17 protein-coding genes are annotated in these 19399 nt (G+C 60.4%); 7 read left to right on the top strand and 10 right to left on the bottom strand.

The features are described 5' to 3' along the window. The first annotated feature begins 73 nt into the window (after positions 1-73). A complete protein-coding gene (gene mltF / locus BVK86_RS11980) occupies positions 74-1534 on the top strand; it encodes a membrane-bound lytic murein transglycosylase MltF (protein ID WP_075946634.1) in 1461 nt (486 codons plus the stop codon). A gap of 126 nt (positions 1535-1660) precedes the next feature. Here the strand turns inward: mltF and pdxJ are convergent, their stop codons facing one another. The 8 genes from pdxJ to lptF all read right to left on the bottom strand — a co-directional run bounded on the left by pdxJ (position 1661) and on the right by lptF (position 10090). Further along, positions 1661-2407 (bottom strand): pyridoxine 5'-phosphate synthase, encoded by a 747-nt coding sequence (gene pdxJ / locus BVK86_RS11970; RefSeq protein ID WP_075946632.1) that lies wholly within the window; start codon positions 2405-2407, stop codon positions 1661-1663. Between the two features lie 52 nt (positions 2408-2459). Beyond that, entirely contained in the window at positions 2460-3143 is a 684-nt protein-coding gene (gene recO / locus BVK86_RS11965) for a DNA repair protein RecO (RefSeq protein ID WP_162279043.1), read from the bottom strand. A 173-nt stretch (positions 3144-3316) separates the two neighbouring features. Further along, complete coding sequence (gene era / locus BVK86_RS11960) at positions 3317-4219, bottom strand: GTPase Era (RefSeq protein WP_008056597.1); 903 nt, start codon at positions 4217-4219, stop codon at positions 3317-3319. Continuing rightward, complete coding sequence (rnc, locus tag BVK86_RS11955; RefSeq protein ID WP_018927089.1) at positions 4212-4901, bottom strand: ribonuclease III; 690 nt, start codon at positions 4899-4901, stop codon at positions 4212-4214. The genes era and rnc overlap by 8 nt, the downstream gene beginning before the upstream one ends. 185 nt (positions 4902-5086) lie before the next feature. Further along, positions 5087-5941 carry a signal peptidase I gene (gene lepB, locus BVK86_RS11950; protein WP_075946631.1) on the bottom strand — a complete coding sequence of 285 codons (855 nt, stop codon included), beginning with the start codon at positions 5939-5941 and terminating at the stop codon, positions 5087-5089. A gap of 5 nt (positions 5942-5946) precedes the next feature. Next, positions 5947-7746: a translation elongation factor 4 gene (gene lepA / locus BVK86_RS11945; protein WP_034150820.1), complete on the bottom strand. Its 1800-nt coding sequence runs from the start codon at positions 7744-7746 to the stop codon at positions 5947-5949. A 171-nt stretch (positions 7747-7917) separates the two neighbouring features. Further along, positions 7918-8979 carry an LPS export ABC transporter permease LptG gene (lptG, locus tag BVK86_RS11940; protein WP_075946630.1) on the bottom strand — a complete coding sequence of 354 codons (1062 nt, stop codon included), beginning with the start codon at positions 8977-8979 and terminating at the stop codon, positions 7918-7920. Continuing rightward, the gene (lptF, locus tag BVK86_RS11935) at positions 8972-10090 is read right to left on the bottom strand and encodes an LPS export ABC transporter permease LptF (protein WP_075946629.1); all 1119 of its coding nucleotides are present in this window, start codon (positions 10088-10090) and stop codon (positions 8972-8974) included. The genes lptG and lptF overlap by 8 nt, the downstream gene beginning before the upstream one ends. A 309-nt stretch (positions 10091-10399) precedes the next feature. On the opposite strand from lptF, the gene BVK86_RS11930 reads away from it, so the two are divergent. The 6 genes from BVK86_RS11930 (at position 10400) to leuA (ending at position 17293) form a co-directional block, all read left to right on the top strand. Continuing rightward, positions 10400-11890, top strand: coding sequence for a leucyl aminopeptidase (locus tag BVK86_RS11930; protein ID WP_075946628.1), 1491 nt, complete (start codon positions 10400-10402; stop codon positions 11888-11890). A 59-nt stretch (positions 11891-11949) separates the two neighbouring features. After that, positions 11950-12378: a DNA polymerase III subunit chi gene (locus tag BVK86_RS11925; protein WP_075946627.1), complete on the top strand. Its 429-nt coding sequence runs from the start codon at positions 11950-11952 to the stop codon at positions 12376-12378. Positions 12379-12386: 8 nt separating this feature from the next. Further along, entirely contained in the window at positions 12387-12779 is a 393-nt protein-coding gene (locus tag BVK86_RS11920) for a DNA polymerase III subunit chi (RefSeq protein WP_075946626.1), read from the top strand. 179 nt (positions 12780-12958) lie between these two features. Further along, complete coding sequence (gene xseA / locus BVK86_RS11915) at positions 12959-14338, top strand: exodeoxyribonuclease VII large subunit (protein ID WP_075946625.1); 1380 nt, start codon at positions 12959-12961, stop codon at positions 14336-14338. 3 nt (positions 14339-14341) lie between these two features. Continuing rightward, entirely contained in the window at positions 14342-15163 is an 822-nt protein-coding gene (locus BVK86_RS11910; RefSeq protein ID WP_075946624.1) for a peptidoglycan DD-metalloendopeptidase family protein, read from the top strand. A gap of 450 nt (positions 15164-15613) precedes the next feature. After that, the gene (leuA, locus tag BVK86_RS11900) at positions 15614-17293 is read left to right on the top strand and encodes a 2-isopropylmalate synthase (RefSeq protein WP_075946623.1); all 1680 of its coding nucleotides are present in this window, start codon (positions 15614-15616) and stop codon (positions 17291-17293) included. 79 nt (positions 17294-17372) lie between these two features. On the opposite strand, the gene BVK86_RS11895 is transcribed toward leuA, so the two are convergent. Continuing rightward, positions 17373-18164, bottom strand: a complete 792-nt coding sequence (locus BVK86_RS11895) for an amidohydrolase (protein ID WP_075946622.1) — start codon at positions 18162-18164, stop codon at positions 17373-17375. Further along, entirely contained in the window at positions 18152-19300 is a 1149-nt protein-coding gene (locus BVK86_RS11890) for a pyridoxal phosphate-dependent aminotransferase (RefSeq protein ID WP_075946621.1), read from the bottom strand. The genes BVK86_RS11895 and BVK86_RS11890 overlap by 13 nt, the downstream gene beginning before the upstream one ends. Positions 19301-19399 lie beyond the last annotated feature (99 nt).

Here is a 19399-nt window from a genome sequence, read left to right as displayed (position 1 = left end):
TTTGTGATCTCTAGCAGACAAGCCCTTCGCTGTCGAGATATGGCGCCCGTGGTCCTTTGCGTATACTGCGCAGATGTTTTCCCCAACGGCTTTGCGTCCGCGGTACGCCAAATGGCTGATCGCAACCGGACTCTTCCTGATGCTCGGTGGCTGTGTTGATAAACCCAACACGCTTGAGCGCGTAAAGGAGGATGGAGTGCTGCGGGTGATTACCCGAAACAGCCCCGCCACTTACTTTCAGGATCGCAACGGTGAAACCGGCTTCGAATACGAGCTGGTGAAGCGCTTCGCCGACGATCTGGGGGTTGAGCTGAAAATCGAGACAGCCGACAACCTCGATGACATTTTCAACCAGGTAGGCAAGCCCAATGGCCCGGTGCTGGCGGCTGCCGGACTGGTCAGCAGCGAAGAGCGCAAGAAGCAGGTGCGTTTCTCCCACTCCTATCTGGAGGTCACCCCGCAGGTCATCTACCGCAACGGGCAGTCGCGGCCGACCGACGCGAAGGATCTGGTGGGCAAGAAAATCATGGTGCTCAAGGGCAGCACCCACGCCGGGCAACTGGCGGAACTGAAGCAGAAATTTCCCGGCATCGAATACGAAGAGTCCGACCAGGTTGAAGTGGTCGATCTGCTGCGCATGGTCGATGAAGGCCAGATCGACCTGACCCTGGTCGACTCCAACGAAGTCGCGATGAACCAGGTGTATTTCACCAACATCCGGGTCGCCTTTGACCTGGGTGACGCCAGCGACCAGAGCTGGGCCGTGGCGGCAGGCGAAGACAACAGCCTGCTCAACGAGATCAATGACTACCTCGACAAGGTCAAGAAAAACGGCACTCTGCAGCGGCTCAAAGACCGTTACTACGGACACGTCGATGTGCTCGGCTACATGGGGGCCACCACCTTCGCCCAGCACTTGCAGCAACGTCTGCCCAAGTACGAAAAGCACTTCAAGACCTACGCCAAAATAGAGAAAGTCGATTGGCGCCTGCTGGCGGCGGTCGGTTATCAGGAATCCCTGTGGCAACCGGCCGTCACGTCCAAGACCGGCGTGCGCGGGCTGATGATGCTGACCCAGAACACCGCGCAAGCCATGGGCGTCTCCAACCGCCTCGATCCCAAGCAGAGCATCATGGGCGGCGCCAAATACCTGGCTTATGTAAAGGACCAACTGGACGATTCGATCCAGGAGCCGGATCGCACCTGGTTTGCCTTGGCGGCCTACAACGTGGGCAGCGGTCACCTCGACGACGCGCGCAAACTGGCGGCCAAGGAAGGGTTGAACCCGGATAAATGGCTGGATGTGAAGAAAATCCTGCCGCGCCTGTCCGAGAAGAAGTGGTACAGCAAAACCCGCTACGGCTACGCCCGTGGCGGCGAACCGGTGCACTTCGTGGCGAACATCCGTCGCTACTACGACATCCTGACCTGGGTCACGCAGCCGCAGCTTGAAGGCGACCAGGTCGCCGAGGGCAAACTGCACGTACCGGGGATCGACAAGTCCAAACCGGCGCAGGAACCAGCGCCGCTCTAACTGGCACCCTAAAGCAAATGTGGGAGCGAGCCTGCTCGCGAAAGCGGTGTGTCAGCCAACAAAGAGGTTGAATGATAATCCGCCTTCGCGAGCAGGCTCGCTCCCACAGTGGTTTAGGGTTGACCTTCAAGCCTTGGCAGCGGCTGCCAGAATCAGCGCCTTCATCTCCGAAACAGCCGACTTGAAGCCCACGAACAGCGCATGAGCCACCAGCGCGTGGCCGATGTTCAGTTCATTGATGCCCTTGATCGCCGCCACAGCCTCGACGTTGTGATAGTGCAGACCATGGCCGGCGTTGACGATCAAGCCCTGGGCCAGACCGAACGCCACGCCGTCCGCCACACGCTTGAGCTCTTCCGCGACTTCGGTCGGGGTTTGCGCGTCGGCATAGCGACCGGTGTGCAACTCGATGGCCGGCGCGCCGACACGGCGGGACGCCTCGATCTGCCGCTCGTCGGCGTCGATGAACAGCGACACTTCAGCGCCGATCTTCGACAGACGCTCAACCGCCGCCCTGATCCGCTCCTCCTGCCCCGCCACGTCCAGACCGCCTTCGGTGGTCAGCTCCTGACGGGTTTCCGGTACCAGGCAAATGTGCGCCGGGCGGATGCGTTCGGCGAACAGCATCATCTCTTCAGTGACGCCCATTTCGAAGTTCATGCGGGTTTGCAGCACGTCCTTGAGCACCAGCACGTCGCGTTCCTGGATGTGCCGGCGGTCTTCACGCAGGTGCACGGTGATGCCGTCGGCGCCCGCCTCTTCCGCATCAAGTGCAGCCTTGACCGGGTCCGGATAGCGAGTGCCCCGGGCCTGACGCAAGGTGGCAACGTGGTCGATGTTCACGCCAAGAAGAATGCGGGTGCTGGTGGTCACGGAAAGCGCTCCAGAAGAAGAGAAAGTTCGGTGCACAGCATACACGGGGAATTTACGGCTTTCGAAACAACTCGCGGGAAACCAGCGGTCGACCGCCCAGATGCACCGCCAGCGCCTGGCGCATCAGGCGTTTGGCTGCCGACAAAGCACCCGGCGCGCTCCAGTCAGCTTCAGCCATGGCCAACAACTCGGTGCCGTTAAACAGCCCCGGTTGCAGCAAGTAGACCTGCTCCAGCCCGGCATCCACTTGCAAACGATAGAGACCGTCCGAGGCGATGGGCTCGCCATGGATGTCAGTGGTCAGGGCGAAACCGTAACCGAGATCATCGAGCAATCGCCATTCGAACGATCGCAGCAACGGCTCCAGCGGACGGCCTTCGGCCAGCGCCAACAGGGTGGCGGCGTAGTGATCGAACACACCAGGATGAGGATCTTCCGCAGGCAGCAAACGAATGAGCAACTCATTGAGGTAAAGGCCACTGAACAGTGCTTCACCATTGAGCCAGGTGGAGACGCCGGCACTCTCCATGCGTCCGACATTCTTCAACTCGCCCTTGCCCCGAAACTCGACTTCCAGCGGCACGAACGGCCGCGCCAGCGTCCCGGCCTTGCCCCGCGCACTGCGCAACACCGCCCGCAGCCGACCTTGCGGCGTGAGGAAGTCCACCAACGCGCTGTTTTCGCGGTAGGCGCGGCTGTGGAGGACGTAGGCGGGTTGAGGGATGGGTTGGGACATGGAAATCGCAGATCTCAATGAGTGAGCACGGCATGACTGACAACCCCAAAACCACTGTGGGAGCGAGCCTGCTCGCGATGGGGGCCTAACATTCAACAGACTCGTTGACTGACAGACCGCTATCGCGAGCAGGCTCGCTCCCACAGGGGATCATTGTTGATCCGGAGAACGTGTTACAGGTCGCCATAGCCCAACGAACGCAACGCACGCTCGTCATCGGACCAGCCACCCTTAACCTTGACCCACAGGTTGAGCATGATCTTGGAGTCGAACAGCAGCTCCATGTCCTTGCGCGCCTCGGTGCCGATACGCTTGATCCGCTCGCCTTTGTCGCCAATGATGATTTTCTTCTGGCCGTCACGCTCGACGAGAATCAAGGCATGGATGTGCAGGGTCTTGCCCTGCTGCTTGAACTCTTCGATCTCGACGGTGATCTGGTACGGCAGCTCGGCGCCCATCTGGCGCATGATTTTCTCGCGTACCAGTTCGGCCGCGAGGAAACGGCTGCTGCGGTCGGTGATCTGGTCTTCAGGGAAGAAGTGATCGTTTTCCGGCAGGTGATCGGCGATCACGCGCTCCAGAGCATCGAGGTTATGCCCGTGCTGCGCGGAAATCGGGATGATCTGTGCGTTCGGCAGCTGTTCCTGCAACCAGGACAGGTGCGGCATCAGCTCGGCCTTGTCTTCGATGCGGTCGGTCTTGTTCAGTGCCACGATCAGCGGGCCGGTCACGTACTGCACGCGTTCGAGGACCATCTGGTCTTCGTCGGTCCACTTGGTGCGATCGACCACGAAAATCACCACGTCGACGTCTTTCAACGCCGCCGAAGCGGTCTTGTTCATGTAGCGGTTGAGCGCTTTCTCGCCACCCTTGTGCATGCCGGGCGTGTCGACGTAGATCGCTTGCACATCACCCTCGGTCTTGATGCCGAGCATGTTGTGGCGAGTGGTTTGCGGTTTGCGCGAGGTGATCGCCAGCTTCTGACCCAGGATATGGTTCAGCAGCGTGGACTTGCCCACGTTGGGACGGCCGACGATGGCAACATAGCCACAGCGAGTTGCGTTTGTATCAGTCATTGCCATTCTCCACACCCAGGGCAATCAGTGCTGCGGCGGCCGCTACCTGTTCGGCAATACGACGACTCACACCCTGACCTCGGCTTTTTTCATTCAGTAAGATGATTTCGCATTCGACGAAGAACGTCCGGCAATGCGGCTCACCCTGGATATCCACCACTTCGTAACGCGGCAGTTCGCAACCACGGGACTGCAGGAACTCCTGCAGGCGGGTTTTCGGATCTTTGTTGGTGTCGACCAGCGTCAGGCCCTCGAACTCTCCGGCCAGCCAGGCCAGTACGCGCTCGCGTGCCACTTCCATGCCGGCGTCAAGGTAGATCGCACCAATCAGCGCTTCGAGGGCATCGGCCAGAATCGACTCACGCCGGAAACCGCCGCTTTTCAGCTCGCCCGAGCCCAGGCGCAGGTATTCGCCCAGATCGAAACCACGGGCCAGTACGGCCAGGGTCTCACCTTTCACCAACCGTGCGCGTAAACGCGACAACTGGCCTTCGCGGGCCAGCGGGAAACGATCGAACAACGCCTCGCCAGCGACGAAGTTGAGGATGGCATCACCGAGGAATTCCAGGCGCTCGTTGTTGCGCCCGGCAAAACTGCGGTGGGTCAGGGCCAGGACCATCAGTTCCTGATCCTTGAAGGTGTAGCCGAGCTGACGCTCGAGACGGCTTAAGGAGACGCTCACGGTTTACCCACGCTGAGTTCGTGGTTGGTTTCCACCGCCATCGCCGTGATCCGGCGCAGGCTTGGGACAATTAACGCTGTGTTCAAAAATAACGTCCTGAATATCATTGTGTTCATGCTTCTGTTCGCCGATTGTGCCGACTCCAGAAATGCATTCGGCGCTGTGTTCAACAGCGCCGTGTTTGATTACTGGATCAGGCCAACCCGCGAGAAATTCGGCAAGTGACTGAGTTTGGGTTCCGGCCAGCTCATCCAGACTGCAAAGGCCTTGCCGACGATATTCTTGTCGGGAACCATGCCCAGCAGATCCTTGGGAATGCTCGGATCATCCCAGTAGCGACTGTCGTTCGAGTTGTCGCGGTTGTCGCCCATCATGAAGTAGTGCCCGGCTGGCACGGTCCAGGTACGGTCCGGCGTTGCGCGGTAACGGCTCATTTCCTTGCGGATCAGGTGCTCGGCGGCGCCGAGTTTTTCCTTGTAGAGCTCGGCACTGCCCAGCGTACCCGGCTCGGAGCCGACCAGTTTCTCGGCAATCGACTCACCGTTGACGAACAGACGCTTGTCGGCGGTGTAGCGAACCGTGTCACCTGGCAAACCCACCACACGCTTGATGTAGTTGACGTTCGGATCGCTTGGGTAGCGGAACACCATCACATCACCGCGCTGCGGCTCACCGACTTCGATGATTTTCTTGTCGATCACCGGCAGGCGGATCCCGTAAGAAAACTTGCTCACCAGAATGAAATCGCCAACGTCCAGGGTCGGTTTCATCGAGCCGGAAGGAATCTGGAACGGTTCCACCAGGAACGAACGCAGCACCAGCACGATGAACAACACCGGGAAGAACGACTTGCCGTATTCAACCAGCAGCGGCTCTTTGTTCAGTTTCTCGACCACCACCCTGTCCGGCTGGCTGACGCTGCCCTGATAGGAAGCGATGGCGGCACGACGACGCGGCGCCAGGATCAACAGATCAAGCAACGCCAACAGGCCGCAGACGAACACGGCGATGACCAGCAACAGCGGGAAATTTAGTGACATAGGACCTAACTATCCAACCTGAGCACGGCAAGGAAGGCTTCTTGTGGAATTTCCACGTTGCCGACCTGCTTCATGCGTTTTTTACCGGCCTTTTGCTTTTCCAGCAGTTTCTTCTTACGGCTGACGTCACCACCGTAGCATTTGGCCAATACGTTCTTTCTGAGCGCCTTGACGGTTGTCCGCGCCACAATCTGCCCGCCAATGGCGGCCTGGATTGCCACGTCGAACATCTGCCGCGGAATCAGTTCTTTCATCTTCTCGGTCAACTGGCGACCTTTGTAGTGCGCATTGTCACGGTGCACGATCAGCGCCAGAGCGTCGACCTTGTCGCCGTTGATCAGCACGTCCAGTTTCACCAGACTAGCCGATTGGTAACGATCGAAATGGTAATCCAGCGAAGCATAGCCGCGGCTGGTGGATTTCAGGCGATCGAAGAAGTCCAGTACCACTTCGTTCATCGGCAAGTCGTAGGTCACCTGGACCTGGGTGCCAAGGAACAGCATGTCGACCTGCACACCGCGTTTCTCGATGCACAGGGTAATGACGTTACCCAGGTGCTCCTGCGGCACAAGAATGTTGGCGCGCACGATCGGCTCACGCATGTCTTCGATCGAAGACAGATCCGGCAACTTCGACGGGTTATCGACGTAGATCGTTTCACCGGTCTTGAGCAGCAGCTCGAAGATTACGGTCGGCGCGGTGGTGATCAGGTCCAGGTCGTACTCGCGCTCCAGGCGCTCCTGGATGATTTCCATGTGCAGCATGCCGAGGAAGCCGCAACGGAAGCCGAAGCCCAGCGCGTCGGAGCTTTCCGGGGTGTATTGCAGCGACGAGTCGTTCAGCGTGAGCTTTTGCAGCGCTTCGCGGAAATCTTCGAAGTCGTCGGAGCTGACCGGGAACAGACCGGCGTAGACCTGCGGCTGGATGCGTTTGAAACCAGGCAGCACGTCGACGTCGGGCGTGGAGCTCAAGGTCAGGGTGTCACCCACTGGCGCACCGTGAATGTCCTTGATACCGGCGATGATGAAGCCTACTTCACCGGCCTTGAGGTCTACGGTAGCGGTGTGTTTCGGGTTGAATACACCGACGCTGTCCACCAGGTGGATCTTGCCGGTGGACTTGACCAGGATCTTGTCGCCCTTCTTCACGCGGCCGTGGCGCACGCGAACCAGGGACACGACGCCCAGGTAGTTGTCGAACCAGGAGTCGATGATCAACGCTTGCAGCGGATCTTCGATATTGCCGGTCGGCGCAGGAATGGTCGTCACCAGGCGCTCGAGCACTTCATCGACGCCCAGACCGGTCTTGGCAGAGCAAGTGACCGCGTCGGTGGCATCGATGCCGATGATTTTTTCGATTTCTTCTTTAACGCGGTCCGGATCGGCCTGTGGCAGGTCGATCTTGTTCAGGACCGGCATCACTTCCAGACCCTGCTCGATCGCGGTATAGCAGTTGGCAACCGACTGGGCTTCAACGCCTTGACCGGCATCGACCACCAGCAGCGCGCCTTCACAGGCGGCCAGCGAACGGCTCACCTCATAGGTGAAGTCAACGTGACCGGGTGTATCAATGAAGTTCAGTTGGTAGGTGACGCCATCGCGAGCCTTGTAATACAGCGTCACGCTGTGCGCCTTGATGGTGATCCCGCGCTCACGCTCAAGATCCATGGAATCCAGTACCTGGGCTTCCATTTCACGCTCGGCCAGGCCGCCGCACATCTGGATGAAGCGATCGGCCAGCGTCGACTTGCCATGGTCAATGTGGGCGATGATGGAGAAATTGCGGATATGACTCAAATCACTCACGGATCAACACTCAAAAAGGCTGCAGGCATAGCCCGCCGAAAAATAGCCGGGAATTGTACCTGATCCCCGGTGCTAGCGTCACGTTTGCAGGCCAGACGGCCAGTACAAAAACGCCCCGGTCTTGCGACAGGGGCGTTTTTTATCAGCAGCGAGGTCAGCAGGAAGCGGCCATCAACCGGCGCGACGCAACAACCAGAACCCGGCGAGGGCACAGACGCTGGCAGGCACCAGCACTGCAAACAGCGGCGAGAAGCCGAAAACCAGGCTCGAAGGCCCCAGCAAATCCTGGGCGATACGGAAGGTGAAACCCACCAGCACACCGGTAAACACGCGCTGGCCGAGGGTTACCGAACGCAATGGACCGAAGATGAAGGAGATCGCCATCAACACCAGCGCGGCGGTGACCAGCGGCTGCAACACCTTGACCCAAAATGCCAGCCAGTAGCGGCCATTGCTCAAACCCTGGTCAGCCAGGTAATGGATGTACCCCCAAAGCCCAGTGATCGACAGCGAGTCTGGCGACATCACGACGGTACTCAGCAATTGCGGGCTCAGCGCCACATCCCAACGCTCGACCGGCGCGGAGACCACTTCGGTGCTCTTGTCGTGGAAAAGAGTGGTGCTGACTTCAGTCAACTGCCAGTGATCCTTGTCGAATTCCGCACGCTTGGCAAAGCTTGCCGACAACATATGGCGCTCTTTGTCGAAACGATAACGGGTGACGCCATACAGAATGCCGTTGGGTTGCACGGAGTTGACGTGAATGAACTCGTCGCCCTGACGGTGCCACAGACCATGCTTGGCACTTTGCGCATCGCCGCTGCCCTGGGCCAGCGAACGATTGGCTTGAGCGGTGCCTTCGGTCGCCGGGGCGACGTATTCGCCAATCAACAATCCCACCACCATCAACACCAGCATCGGCTTCATGACCGCCCACACGATCCGCCCGATCGATACGCCCGCTGCGCGCATGATGGTCAGTTCACTGTTGCTGGCCAGGCTGCCGAGGCCGATCAGGCAGCCGATCAGCGCAGCCATCGGCAACATGTCGTACAGACGTCGCGGCGCGGTCAGCAGTACATAGCTGAGCACGTCGACCAGGGTGTAGGTATCGCTGACATCGCCCATCTCGTCGATGAACGCAAACAGGGTCGCCAGGCCAAGGATGATCCCCAGTACCGCGAGGATCGCCATGAATACGCTGCTACCAATGTAGCGATCGAGCTTAACCACGGGCCACCTCCAGCGCGCTGCGGCGACTCGCCATCTTCAAGCGCAAAGGCTCCCAATAGAGCAGACCCAGGCCAATCAGCAGGAATATCCCGTGCACCCACCACAAGCCCAGCGCCGGCGGAATCTTGCCCTTTTCGAGGGCGCCGCGAGCGGCAATCAGGATGGTCAGGTAAGCCATATACAAAAGAATCGCCGGCAACAACTTGAGGAAACGGCCCTGGCGCGGATTGACCCGCGACAGCGGCACCGCCATCAAGGTCACGATAAACACCAGCAATGGCAGGGACAGGCGCCACTGCAATTCTGTGCGGGAGCGAATGTCGTCACTGCCCAGCAAGGTCGCCGTGGTCATCGCATCGCGGTCGGTCACTTCGTCGCTGACATCCGGCTTGGGCAGCAGCACGCCATATTCGTCGTACTTGATCGCCCGGTAATCAGCCTGCCCCGGGTTACCGTCGTAGCGATAGCCATTGTCGAGAATCAGGTAACGGTTACCGTCGGGACGGATTTCCTGTCGGCCTTTTTCAGCGACCAGCACGGAAATCCCGCGATCCTTTTTCTCGGAACTGATGTTTTTCTGCGAAATGAACACGCCGCCAAGGTTGATGCGGTCATCCGACAACTGTTCGGTGTAGGTCACCCGGGTGCCGTCACGCAGCGCCTGGAAACGACCTGGCTCGAGGGTATCGAACTCGGTCAGGGCATCCTGCTTGTTCAGCAACAGCTGGAACTGATTGGCCCCTTGCGGCGCCAGGCTCAGGCTCAACCACGCCACGACCAGCGCCACCAGCGTGGCCGGGAACAGGGTCATGCGGAACAGGCGCTGCTGGCTCATGCCGGTGGCCGAAAGGACGGTCATTTCACTCTCGAGGTACAGGCGACCGTAGGAGAGCAGAATCCCGAGAAACAGGCCCAGCGGCAGGATCAGCTGGAGGAAGCCCGGCAGGCGAAAGCCCATGATCAGGAACAACGACCCCGGATCCAGTTGGCCCGAAGCGGCCTGGGCGAGGTACTTGATGAAGCGTCCACTCATGATGATGACCAGCAGCACGGCGCTGACGGCGCTCAAGGTCAACAGGACTTCGCGGGATAGATAACGGAAGACGATCAAACCAGACACTCCAGGGTTGTCAGGCTAAGGCGGCCAAACAAGCAAACATATCAGACGGCCCGCAATGCAGAGCCGCCGAAAAAGATGGCGCATTATCCTGTGATTGAACGCGCCTGTCACTTCGCACCGCTTGCACAGGCTGTCAAAGCGCTGAAGATCATACAACCGAGGGTTGTCAGGCGCCGGTAGCGAGGTTCAAACTGCGGCCTTCGTCGCCGGTCGCGACCGGCGCCTTTCTATTTATAGGCGAACGACATCCCCACGTTGTCGGGCGCTTGCGTGTTGACCATCAAATTCAGGGACCCGGACATGGAACTGGTTGTAAAAAGCGTTAACCCGGAAACGTTGAAGACCGCCACGCTGGTGGTTGCCGTCAGCGAAGGCCGCAAGCTCGGTGCCGTTGCCAAACAACTCGACGATCTCAGCGGCGGTGCCATCAGCACCGTCCTGAAGCGCGGCGACCTGACCGGCAAAGTCGGCCAGAGCCTGTTGCTGCACAGCCTGCCGAACCTCAAAGCCGAACGTGTGCTGCTGGTGGGCGTGGGCAAGGATGAAGAACTGGGCGATCGTCCGTTCCGCAAAACCGTCGCCGGCATCCTCAACACCCTCAAAGGACTGGGCGGCAGCGACGCCGTGCTGGCGCTGGACGAAGTGGTGGTCAAGGGCCGCGACAGCTACGGCAAGACCCGTCTGCTGGCCGAAACCCTGGTGGACGGCGAGTATCAGTTCGATCAGTTCAAAAGCCAGAAAGCCGAACCCCGCGCCCTGAAGAAAATCACCCTGCTGACCATCAAGGCTGCACAGGCTGAAGTACAGCGCGCCGTGACCCACGCCACCGCGATCGCCAACGGCATGGCGTTCACCCGCAACCTGGGCAACCTGCCGCCGAACATCTGCCACCCGACGTTCCTCGGTGAGCAAGCCAAAGACCTCGGCAAAGCGTTCAAGGACCTGAAAGTCGAAGTCCTCGACGAGAAGAAGATCAAGGCATTGGGCATGGGCTCGTTCTATGCCGTCGGCCAGGGCAGCGCCCAGCCGCCGCGCCTGATCGTCATGCAATACAACGGTGGCAAGAAATCCGAGAAGCCGTACGCACTGGTCGGCAAGGGCATCACCTTCGACACCGGCGGCATCAGCCTGAAACCGGGCGCCGGCATGGATGAAATGAAGTACGACATGGGCGGCGCCGCCAGCGTGTTCGGTACCCTGCGTGCCGTGCTCGAACTGAAGCTGCCGATCAACCTGGTGTGCATCCTGGCTTGCGCCGAGAACATGCCGAGCGGCAACGCTTCGCGTCCGGGCGACATCGTCACCACCATGAGCGGCCAGACTGTGGAAATCCTCAACACCGACGCCGAAGGCCGTCTGGTGCTGTGCGACGCCCTGACCTACTCCGAGCGCTTCAAGCCGCAAGCGGTGATCGACATCGCCACCCTGACCGGCGCTTGCGTGGTTGCCTTGGGCGCCCACACCTCGGGCCTGCTGGGCAACAACGACGAACTGATCGGCCAACTGCTGAGCGCCGGCAAGGCTGCCGACGACCGTGCCTGGCAACTGCCACTGTTCGATGAGTACCAGGAACAACTGGACAGCCCGTTCGCCGACATCGCCAACATCGGCGGCCCGAAAGCCGGCACCATCACGGCTGCCTGCTTCCTGTCGCGCTTCACCAAGAACCTGAACTGGGCGCACCTGGACATCGCCGGCACGGCCTGGACCAGCGGCGGCAAGGACAAGGGCGCCACTGGCCGTCCGGTTCCACTGCTGACCCAATACCTGCTGGACCGCGCAAAAGCCTGAAACCGATGATCCCGGGCGACGTTGCTCAGCAGTGACGTCGCCCCGGCTCAGGAACCGCAATGACCAAAGTCGATTTCTATATCCTGCCCAGCGCCGATCCTTCGGCACGCCTGGACTTCGCCTGCAAGCTCACCGAAAAAGCCTGGCGGATGGGCCACCGCGTCTACCTGCATTGCAGCGACGCCGCCCAGCGCGATGATCTTGATGCGCGCCTGTGGGCCTTCAAGGGCGAAAGCTTCGTGCCCCATGGCCCTGCTGAAAGCGAGCCGGACAGCCTGATCGTGTTGGGACTTGGCGATGATTGCGGTCAACATCAGGATTTGCTGGTCAACCTCGACCTGAAAGTCCCGGCCTTCGCCCAACGCTTCGCCCGCGTGGCGGAAGTGGTGGTTGAAGATCCGGCGATACGCCAGGCCGCGCGGGAGAGTTTCCGTTTCTACCGCGAACAGGGCTATCCTCTGCAAGATCACCGTTTACAGCGACTCTGAGCATTCCGATGGACACTCCAAAACCGCTGCAACAGTCCGCGCACCTGCTGGACGACCTCGAGTCGATCCGCCAATTGCTCGGCGATGACAACCTGCAACCGCCCCTGCTGACCGACACGGTCGAGGACGGTGACCAGGAACAGATTCCCATGTTGTTCGACACTGTCAGCGAACCCGCTGCGACCGTCGCACCGACACAGCCTGCCAAGCCCGCCGCTCAACCGGCGCCGAGCGCCGAGAAAAACGCCGATGCGCTGCTGTACCTCGACAGCGAACTGCGTGCCGCCGCGCAATTGATCATGCAAGACGTGATCGACGACTTCGCACCGCACATCGAAACCGAAATCAAACGGCGCCTGAGTGCGCGGCTTGAGCGCTTGTTGAATCAGTACAACGACTGAGTGATTTGCGCTCATTTGTGGCGAGGTATGTGTGTGTGTGAGCGAGCTGGCTCGTGTTGAGCCCGGCACATTCAGAACGGATTCGCCATACAGACCGCCATCGCGAACCAGCTCGCTCCCTCAAGGGATTGATGGCGGATCTTGGAGATTGATCACCTAATGCCTTTAAACTGCGCTCCATGATTAAAGATCCCTTTGCAAGACTCGGCCTCGACCGCGAAGTCCTGACTGTCAGCCAGCTCAACGGCCGCGCGCGGGTGTTGCTCGAAGACGTGTTCAGCAACATCTGGGTCGAAGGCGAAATCTCCAACCTCGCCCGCCCGGCGTCCGGCCACGTGTATTTCACCCTCAAGGACAGCGGCGCGCAGGTGCGTTGCGCACTGTTCCGGCAGAACGCCGCGCGCGTGCGCCAGGCGTTGAAGGATGGCCTGGCGGTCAAGGTGCGCGGCAAGGTCTCGTTGTTCGAGGGACGCGGCGACTACCAGTTGATCCTCGACACAGTCGAGCCGGCCGGCGATGGCGCGTTGCGCCTGGCTTTCGATGCGCTGAAGGAAAAGCTCAGCGCCGAAGGCCTGTTCAGTGCCGAACGCAAGGTGCCGTTGCCAGCGCATCCGCAGCGGATCGGCATTATCAGCTCGCCCACCGGCGCCGTGATCCGCGACATCATCAGCGTATTTCGCCGCCGCGCGCCGCAGATTCAACTGACGCTGATCCCCACCGCCGTGCAGGGCCGCGAAGCCACCGCGCAGATTGTTCGCGCGTTGAAACTGGCGGATGCCCGTGGTTTCGACGCGTTGATCCTGGCCCGGGGCGGCGGTTCGCTGGAAGACCTCTGGTGCTTCAACGAAGAGGCCGTTGCCCGCGCCGTAGACGCTTGCGTAACGCCGATTGTCAGCGCCGTCGGCCATGAAACCGATGTCTCGATCAGTGACTTCGTCGCTGACGTGCGCGCGCCAACGCCCTCCGCCGCCGCCGAATTGCTGGCACCGGACTCCAGCGATCTGGTGCGCCGGGTTGAAAGCCTGCATCGCCGGCTGGTGATGCGCATGCGTGATCGCCTGATGCGCGACCGACTACGCCTGGAAGGTATTTCGCGCCGACTGCGTCATCCGGGCGAACGCCTGCGCCAGCAAGCGCAACGCCTGGACGATCTGGACATGCGCATGCGCCGCGCCTTCGAACGCAGTCTCAATACCCGTCGCGAGCGGCTGATCCGCCTCGAAACCCGCCTCGCCGGGCAACATCCCGGGCGGCAACTGGCGATGCTGCGCCAACGCCTCGACAGCCTCGCCGAGCGCCTGCCCCGCGCCATGCGCGAAGGCTTGAAAAGCCGCCGCTTGCAACTGCAAAGCCAGATGCAGACGCTGCACGTGGTCAGCCCGCTGGCGACCCTCGGCCGTGGCTACAGCATTTTGCTCGACGAGCGCGGCAACGCGATCCGCAACGCAGGCCAAACCCACACCGGCCAGCGCCTGAAGGCCAAGCTGGGTGAAGGCGAACTGCAAGTGCGGGTCGAAGACAATCACCTGACGCCCATCACCCTTTCTTTACTGGACTGATCCATGCCGCGTTTTTTCGCTTCGCTGCTGTTGCTGTGCCTGACCTTCAACGCCCATGCCGACAGCTACATCACCCGCCTGTTGAATAAACCGGTACCGGGCGGCGTGGCTGTGGTCGACCTGGGCGCTTCCGCGCAAGCGCCGAAAGCCAGTTATCAGGGCAAACCGGTGTTAGTGGTCAAGGAGCAGAACAACTGGCTGGCCATTGTCGGCGTACCGCTGACGGTCAAACCGGGCACCCAGTCCATCAGCAGCGGCGGACGCCACCTGAGCTTCACGGTCGGCGCCAAGAAATACCCGGAACAACGCATCACTCTGAAGAACACTCAGCAGGTCAATCCAGACCCGGACAACCTTAAGCGCATCGAGCGGGAACTGGCCGAACAGATTGCCGCCTATCGCACCTTCAGCCCGAACACCCCTAGCAATCTGCTGCTGGACAAACCGGTCAACGGTCCGCTGTCGAGCAAGTTCGGCGTGCGCCGCTTCTTCAACGGTGAAGAGCGCAACCCTCACTCCGGCCTGGATTTCGCCGTGGGCGCGGGCACACCGATCAAGACTCCGGCGGCGGGCAAGGTGATTCTGATCGGCAATTACTTCTTCAATGGCAACACGGTGTTTGTCGATCACGGCCAGGGCTTCATCAGCATGTTTTGCCACATGTCGAAAATCGATGTGAAGGTCGGCCAGCAACTGGCGCGCGGTGGCGTGGTGGGCAAGGTCGGCGCGACTGGCCGGGCAACCGGGCCGCATATGCACTGGAACGTCAGCCTGAATGATGCGCGGGTGGATCCGGCTATCTTCATTGGTGCGTTTCAGCCTTGAATCCTCGCCGAGGCTGATGGCCTCTTTGCGGGCAAGCCCGCTCCCACGGGGATTGCGCGAACCTGTGGCAGCGAGTTGCTCGCGATGGCCCTTTCACAGACACCGAAGGGCGTCCAGAAGTGCCCCCTCATCAATTGCGCATCGATCAAACCTTGCGCAAACAACCCAAAGATCAAGACTAATCGCAGCAATAAAATCGCGATAAATATGTCCTGACGAGGATTTCTCTCAATTTTTTTCGACTGCTTGCCAACCTTCCCCCTCGCGGTTAGGGTTGAAGGCATGAAAACCTCTCACACCCTCATTCAGCTTCGCCAGCACCGCAGTTTGTGCCTAGTCAGCGCACGACTGCCGGGCTGAATCGCGACGCCTTGTCTTACGCTCTACCCCAGAACATTTTGATCCACCGGCAGGCCGCCTTTTTTCGGCCCACACAATAAGGATTTCCCGATGAGCATGCTCAAAGACCCGTCTTCGAAATACCGCGCGTTCCCGACCATTGATATCCCGGACCGTACCTGGCCATCGAAAACCATTACCGCCGCGCCGATCTGGTGCAGCTCCGACCTGCGTGACGGTAACCAGTCGCTGATCGAGCCGATGGACGCCGTCAAGAAGCTGCGCTTCTGGAAAACCCTGGTGCAGGTGGGCGTGAAGGAAATCGAAGCGTCGTTCCCGGCCGCCTCGCAAACTGACTTCGACTTCGTTCGCACCTTGATCGAAGGCGGCCACATTCCGGACGACACCACCATTCAGGTGCTGACCCAGGGCCGTGAAGACTTGATCCAGCGCACCTTCGAATCCCTGCGCGGGGCGAAGAAAGCCATCGTTCACCTGTACAACGCGACCTCCCCTTCTTTCCGCCGCATTGTCTTCAACCAGGACAAGGACGGGATCAAGGAAATCGCCGTCAGCGCGGCCAAGCTGTTCGTCAAGTACGCCGCCCAGCAGCCTGAAACCGAGTGGACCTTCGAATACTCGCCGGAAACCTTCAGCGCTACCGAGCTGGAATTCGCCAAGGAAGTCTGTGACGCGGTGATCGAGGTCTGGAACCCGACGCCTGAGCACAAGATGATCCTCAACCTGCCGGCCACCGTCGAATGCGCGACCCCGAACATCTACGCCGACCAGATCGAATGGTTCGGCCGTCACATCAACCGTCGTGACAGCGTGATCATCAGCCTGCACACCCACAACGACCGTGGCACAGGCGTTGCCGCTACCGAGCTGGGCCTGATGGCCGGCGCCGACCGTGTCGAAGGTTGCCTGTTCGGCAACGGCGAGCGCACCGGTAACGTCGACCTGGTGACCGTGGCCCTGAACATGTACACCCAGGGCCTTGACCCTCAACTGGACTTCTCCGACATCGACGGCGTGCGCAAGGTCGTCGAAGAGTGCAATCAGATCCAGGTGCACCCACGTCACCCGTACGTTGGCGACCTGGTGCACACCGCGTTCTCCGGCTCCCACCAGGATGCGATCCGCAAGGGCTTTGCCCAGCAGAAATCCGACGCATTGTGGGAAGTGCCTTACCTGCCGATCGACCCGGCTGACATCGGCCGCAGCTACGAGGCGGTGATTCGCGTCAACAGCCAGTCGGGCAAAGGTGGCATCGCCTACTTGCTGGAACAGGAATACGGCATCAGCCTGCCGCGTCGCATGCAGATCGAGTTCAGCCAGGTCGTGCAGCGTGAGACCGATCGCCTGGGCCTGGAAATGACTGCCCAGCAGATCCACGCGCTGCTCCACAGCGAGTACTTGCAAGCCAACACCCCTTACGCGCTGGTCAGCCATCGTCTGCAGGAAGAAAACGGCAACAGCGCCGTCGAAGTGGAAGTGGCGAGCAAAGGCCAGGGCGAAACCAACCTGCACTGGCGCGGCAAGGGCAACGGTGCGCTGGAGGCCCTGGTGGCAGGCCTGCCGATCCCGGTGGAAATCATGGACTACAACGAACACGCCATCGGCGCGGGCACCAATGCCAAGGCAGCGGCCTACATTGAACTGCGTGTGAACGGTGAACGTGCGGTGCACGGCGTGGGCATCGACGAAAACATCACCACAGCCAGCTTCAAGGCACTGTTCAGCGCGCTGAACCGCTCGCTGAGCCAGCCGGAAGCGAAAGCGGCGTAAGCCATCGCAGAAATGCAAAAGGCCCCGGGATGCGAATCCCGGGGCCTTTTTTTGCCTGCTGGTTTTGTGTTGTCTGAACTCAGGTGAACTCGAAGGTATCGGCATCCAGATTCGCCGGAAACCGCGTGCGATACGCCGCCAGTTCCGCCGCACTCAGCACCACCGTGAACACACCGTCCGCCTCCCCCACACTGAGCAGCGTCTCGCCCTGAAAATCCAGCACCTGACTGTCACCGGTATAGGCAAAACCCTTACCGTCAGTGCCGATGCGATTCACCGCCGCCACATAACACAGGTTTTCAATCGCCCGCGCCGGCAGCAAGCGGTTCCAGTGCTGGCGCCGCGCCCCCGGCCAGTTGGCGGTGTACAGCAGCAGGTCGGTGTCCTGAGCATCACGACTCCACACCGGGAAGCGCAAATCGTAGCAAATCAGCGGCCGCACGCGCCAGCCCTTGAGCTCGAACTGCACCTGGCGTTCGCCGGGGGTGTAGTGGTTGTGCTCACCGGCCATGCGGAACAGATGGCGCTTGTCATAATGCAACACCTCACCGTCCGGCCGCGCCCACAGCAGGCGATTGCGATGGCTGCCGTCAGCCGCCTGAACGATCACGCTACCGGTGATCACTGCATTAAGCTTCGCCGCCTGAATCCGCAGCCATTTGCTGGTCGGGCCGTTTTCCGGTTCGGCAAGGGTTTGCGACTCCATGGAGAAACCGGTGGTGAACATTTCCGGCAAGATGATCAGGTCAGCGCCGTGAGCCTGCTCCAGCAACGGCTCGAAATGCTCCAGGTTGGCCTGACGGTCATGCCACGCCAACGAAGTCTGTATCAACGCAACGGTCAGGTTCGGCAGAGCACTCAGATCACGCATAGTTTTTCCGCTGCTTCACGCAGGGTCTCCTCACGTTTGGCAAAGCACAGCCGCACTAGGCGCTGGCCTTCGGGAGGCGTCTGGTAAAACACCGAAATGGGGATGCTCGCCACACCGTGTTCGCGGGTCATCCACAACGCCATTTCGACGTCATTGAGGTCCGGGCGGATCTGCGAGTAATCGACCAGCTGGAAATAGGTGCCAGTCACCCGGGTGAAACTGAAACGCGACGGCGCCAGCAAATCGCAGAACAGATCACGCTTGGCCTGATAGAACGCCGGAAGCTCTTCAACGTGCCCCGGGTGCTCGGCCATGAAATCGGCCAAGGCGTATTGCAGCGGCGTCACACCACAGAAGCTCACGTATTGGTGAACCTTGCGCAGCTCCGACGTCAGCGCCGGTGGCGCGACCACGTAGCCGGTTTTCCAGCCGGTAACGTGGTAGGTCTTGCCGAACGAACTGACCACAAAGGCACGCTGATACAGCTCTTCATGATTCAGCACGCTGACGTGGGGCACGCTGTCAAACACCAGGTGTTCGTAGACTTCGTCGCTGAGAATGTAAATGTCGCGGTCACGAATCAGATCCGCCAACCGGTCCAGTTCGGCACGGCTGATCAGCGCCCCGCTCGGGTTATGCGGCGTATTGAGAACAATCATCCGCGTGCGTGGCGTGATCGCCTCAGCGAGCTTCTGGAAATCGATGGAAAAATCGTCCAGCCCGAGTTGCACATGCACGCAACGACCGCCAGCCAGTTCCGTGGCCGGTTCGTAGCTGTCGTAGCACGGATCGAAAACGATGACTTCATCGCCGCTGTGGATTACGGCCTGAATCGCGCAGAAGATCCCTTGGGTGGCGCCGGGCGTGACGGTCACTTCGTGGTCGGCATCGACTTGGATGCCGTAACTGCGGGCGATCTTCGCCACCACTTGCTGACGCAGCGCCGGCAGCCCGGTCATCGGTGAATACTGGTTGTGGCCATTGGCAACGTGACGCCCGACCGCATCGCACAGGGCCTGCGGCGCATTGAAATCCGGGAAGCCCTGGGACAGGTTGATCGCCCCGGTTTGCGCCGCGAGCTGAGACATCTGAGTGAAGATAGTGATGCCGACATTCGGCAGCTTACTGGTGATCATCGGTGATTCCCTGCTCTACACCCGGCTCTACGTCGGCGCGGGAGAGCCCGAGGATAGCCCAAACGGCGCCCACAAAAAAAGGGCGCTCCAGTGAGCGCC

This window comes from Pseudomonas reinekei (genome assembly GCF_001945365.1).
Lineage (GTDB): Bacteria > Pseudomonadota > Gammaproteobacteria > Pseudomonadales > Pseudomonadaceae > Aquipseudomonas > Aquipseudomonas reinekei.
The sequence above is the reverse complement of the archived record's forward strand: the minus strand, read 5'-3'. Positions and strand labels throughout refer to the sequence as shown.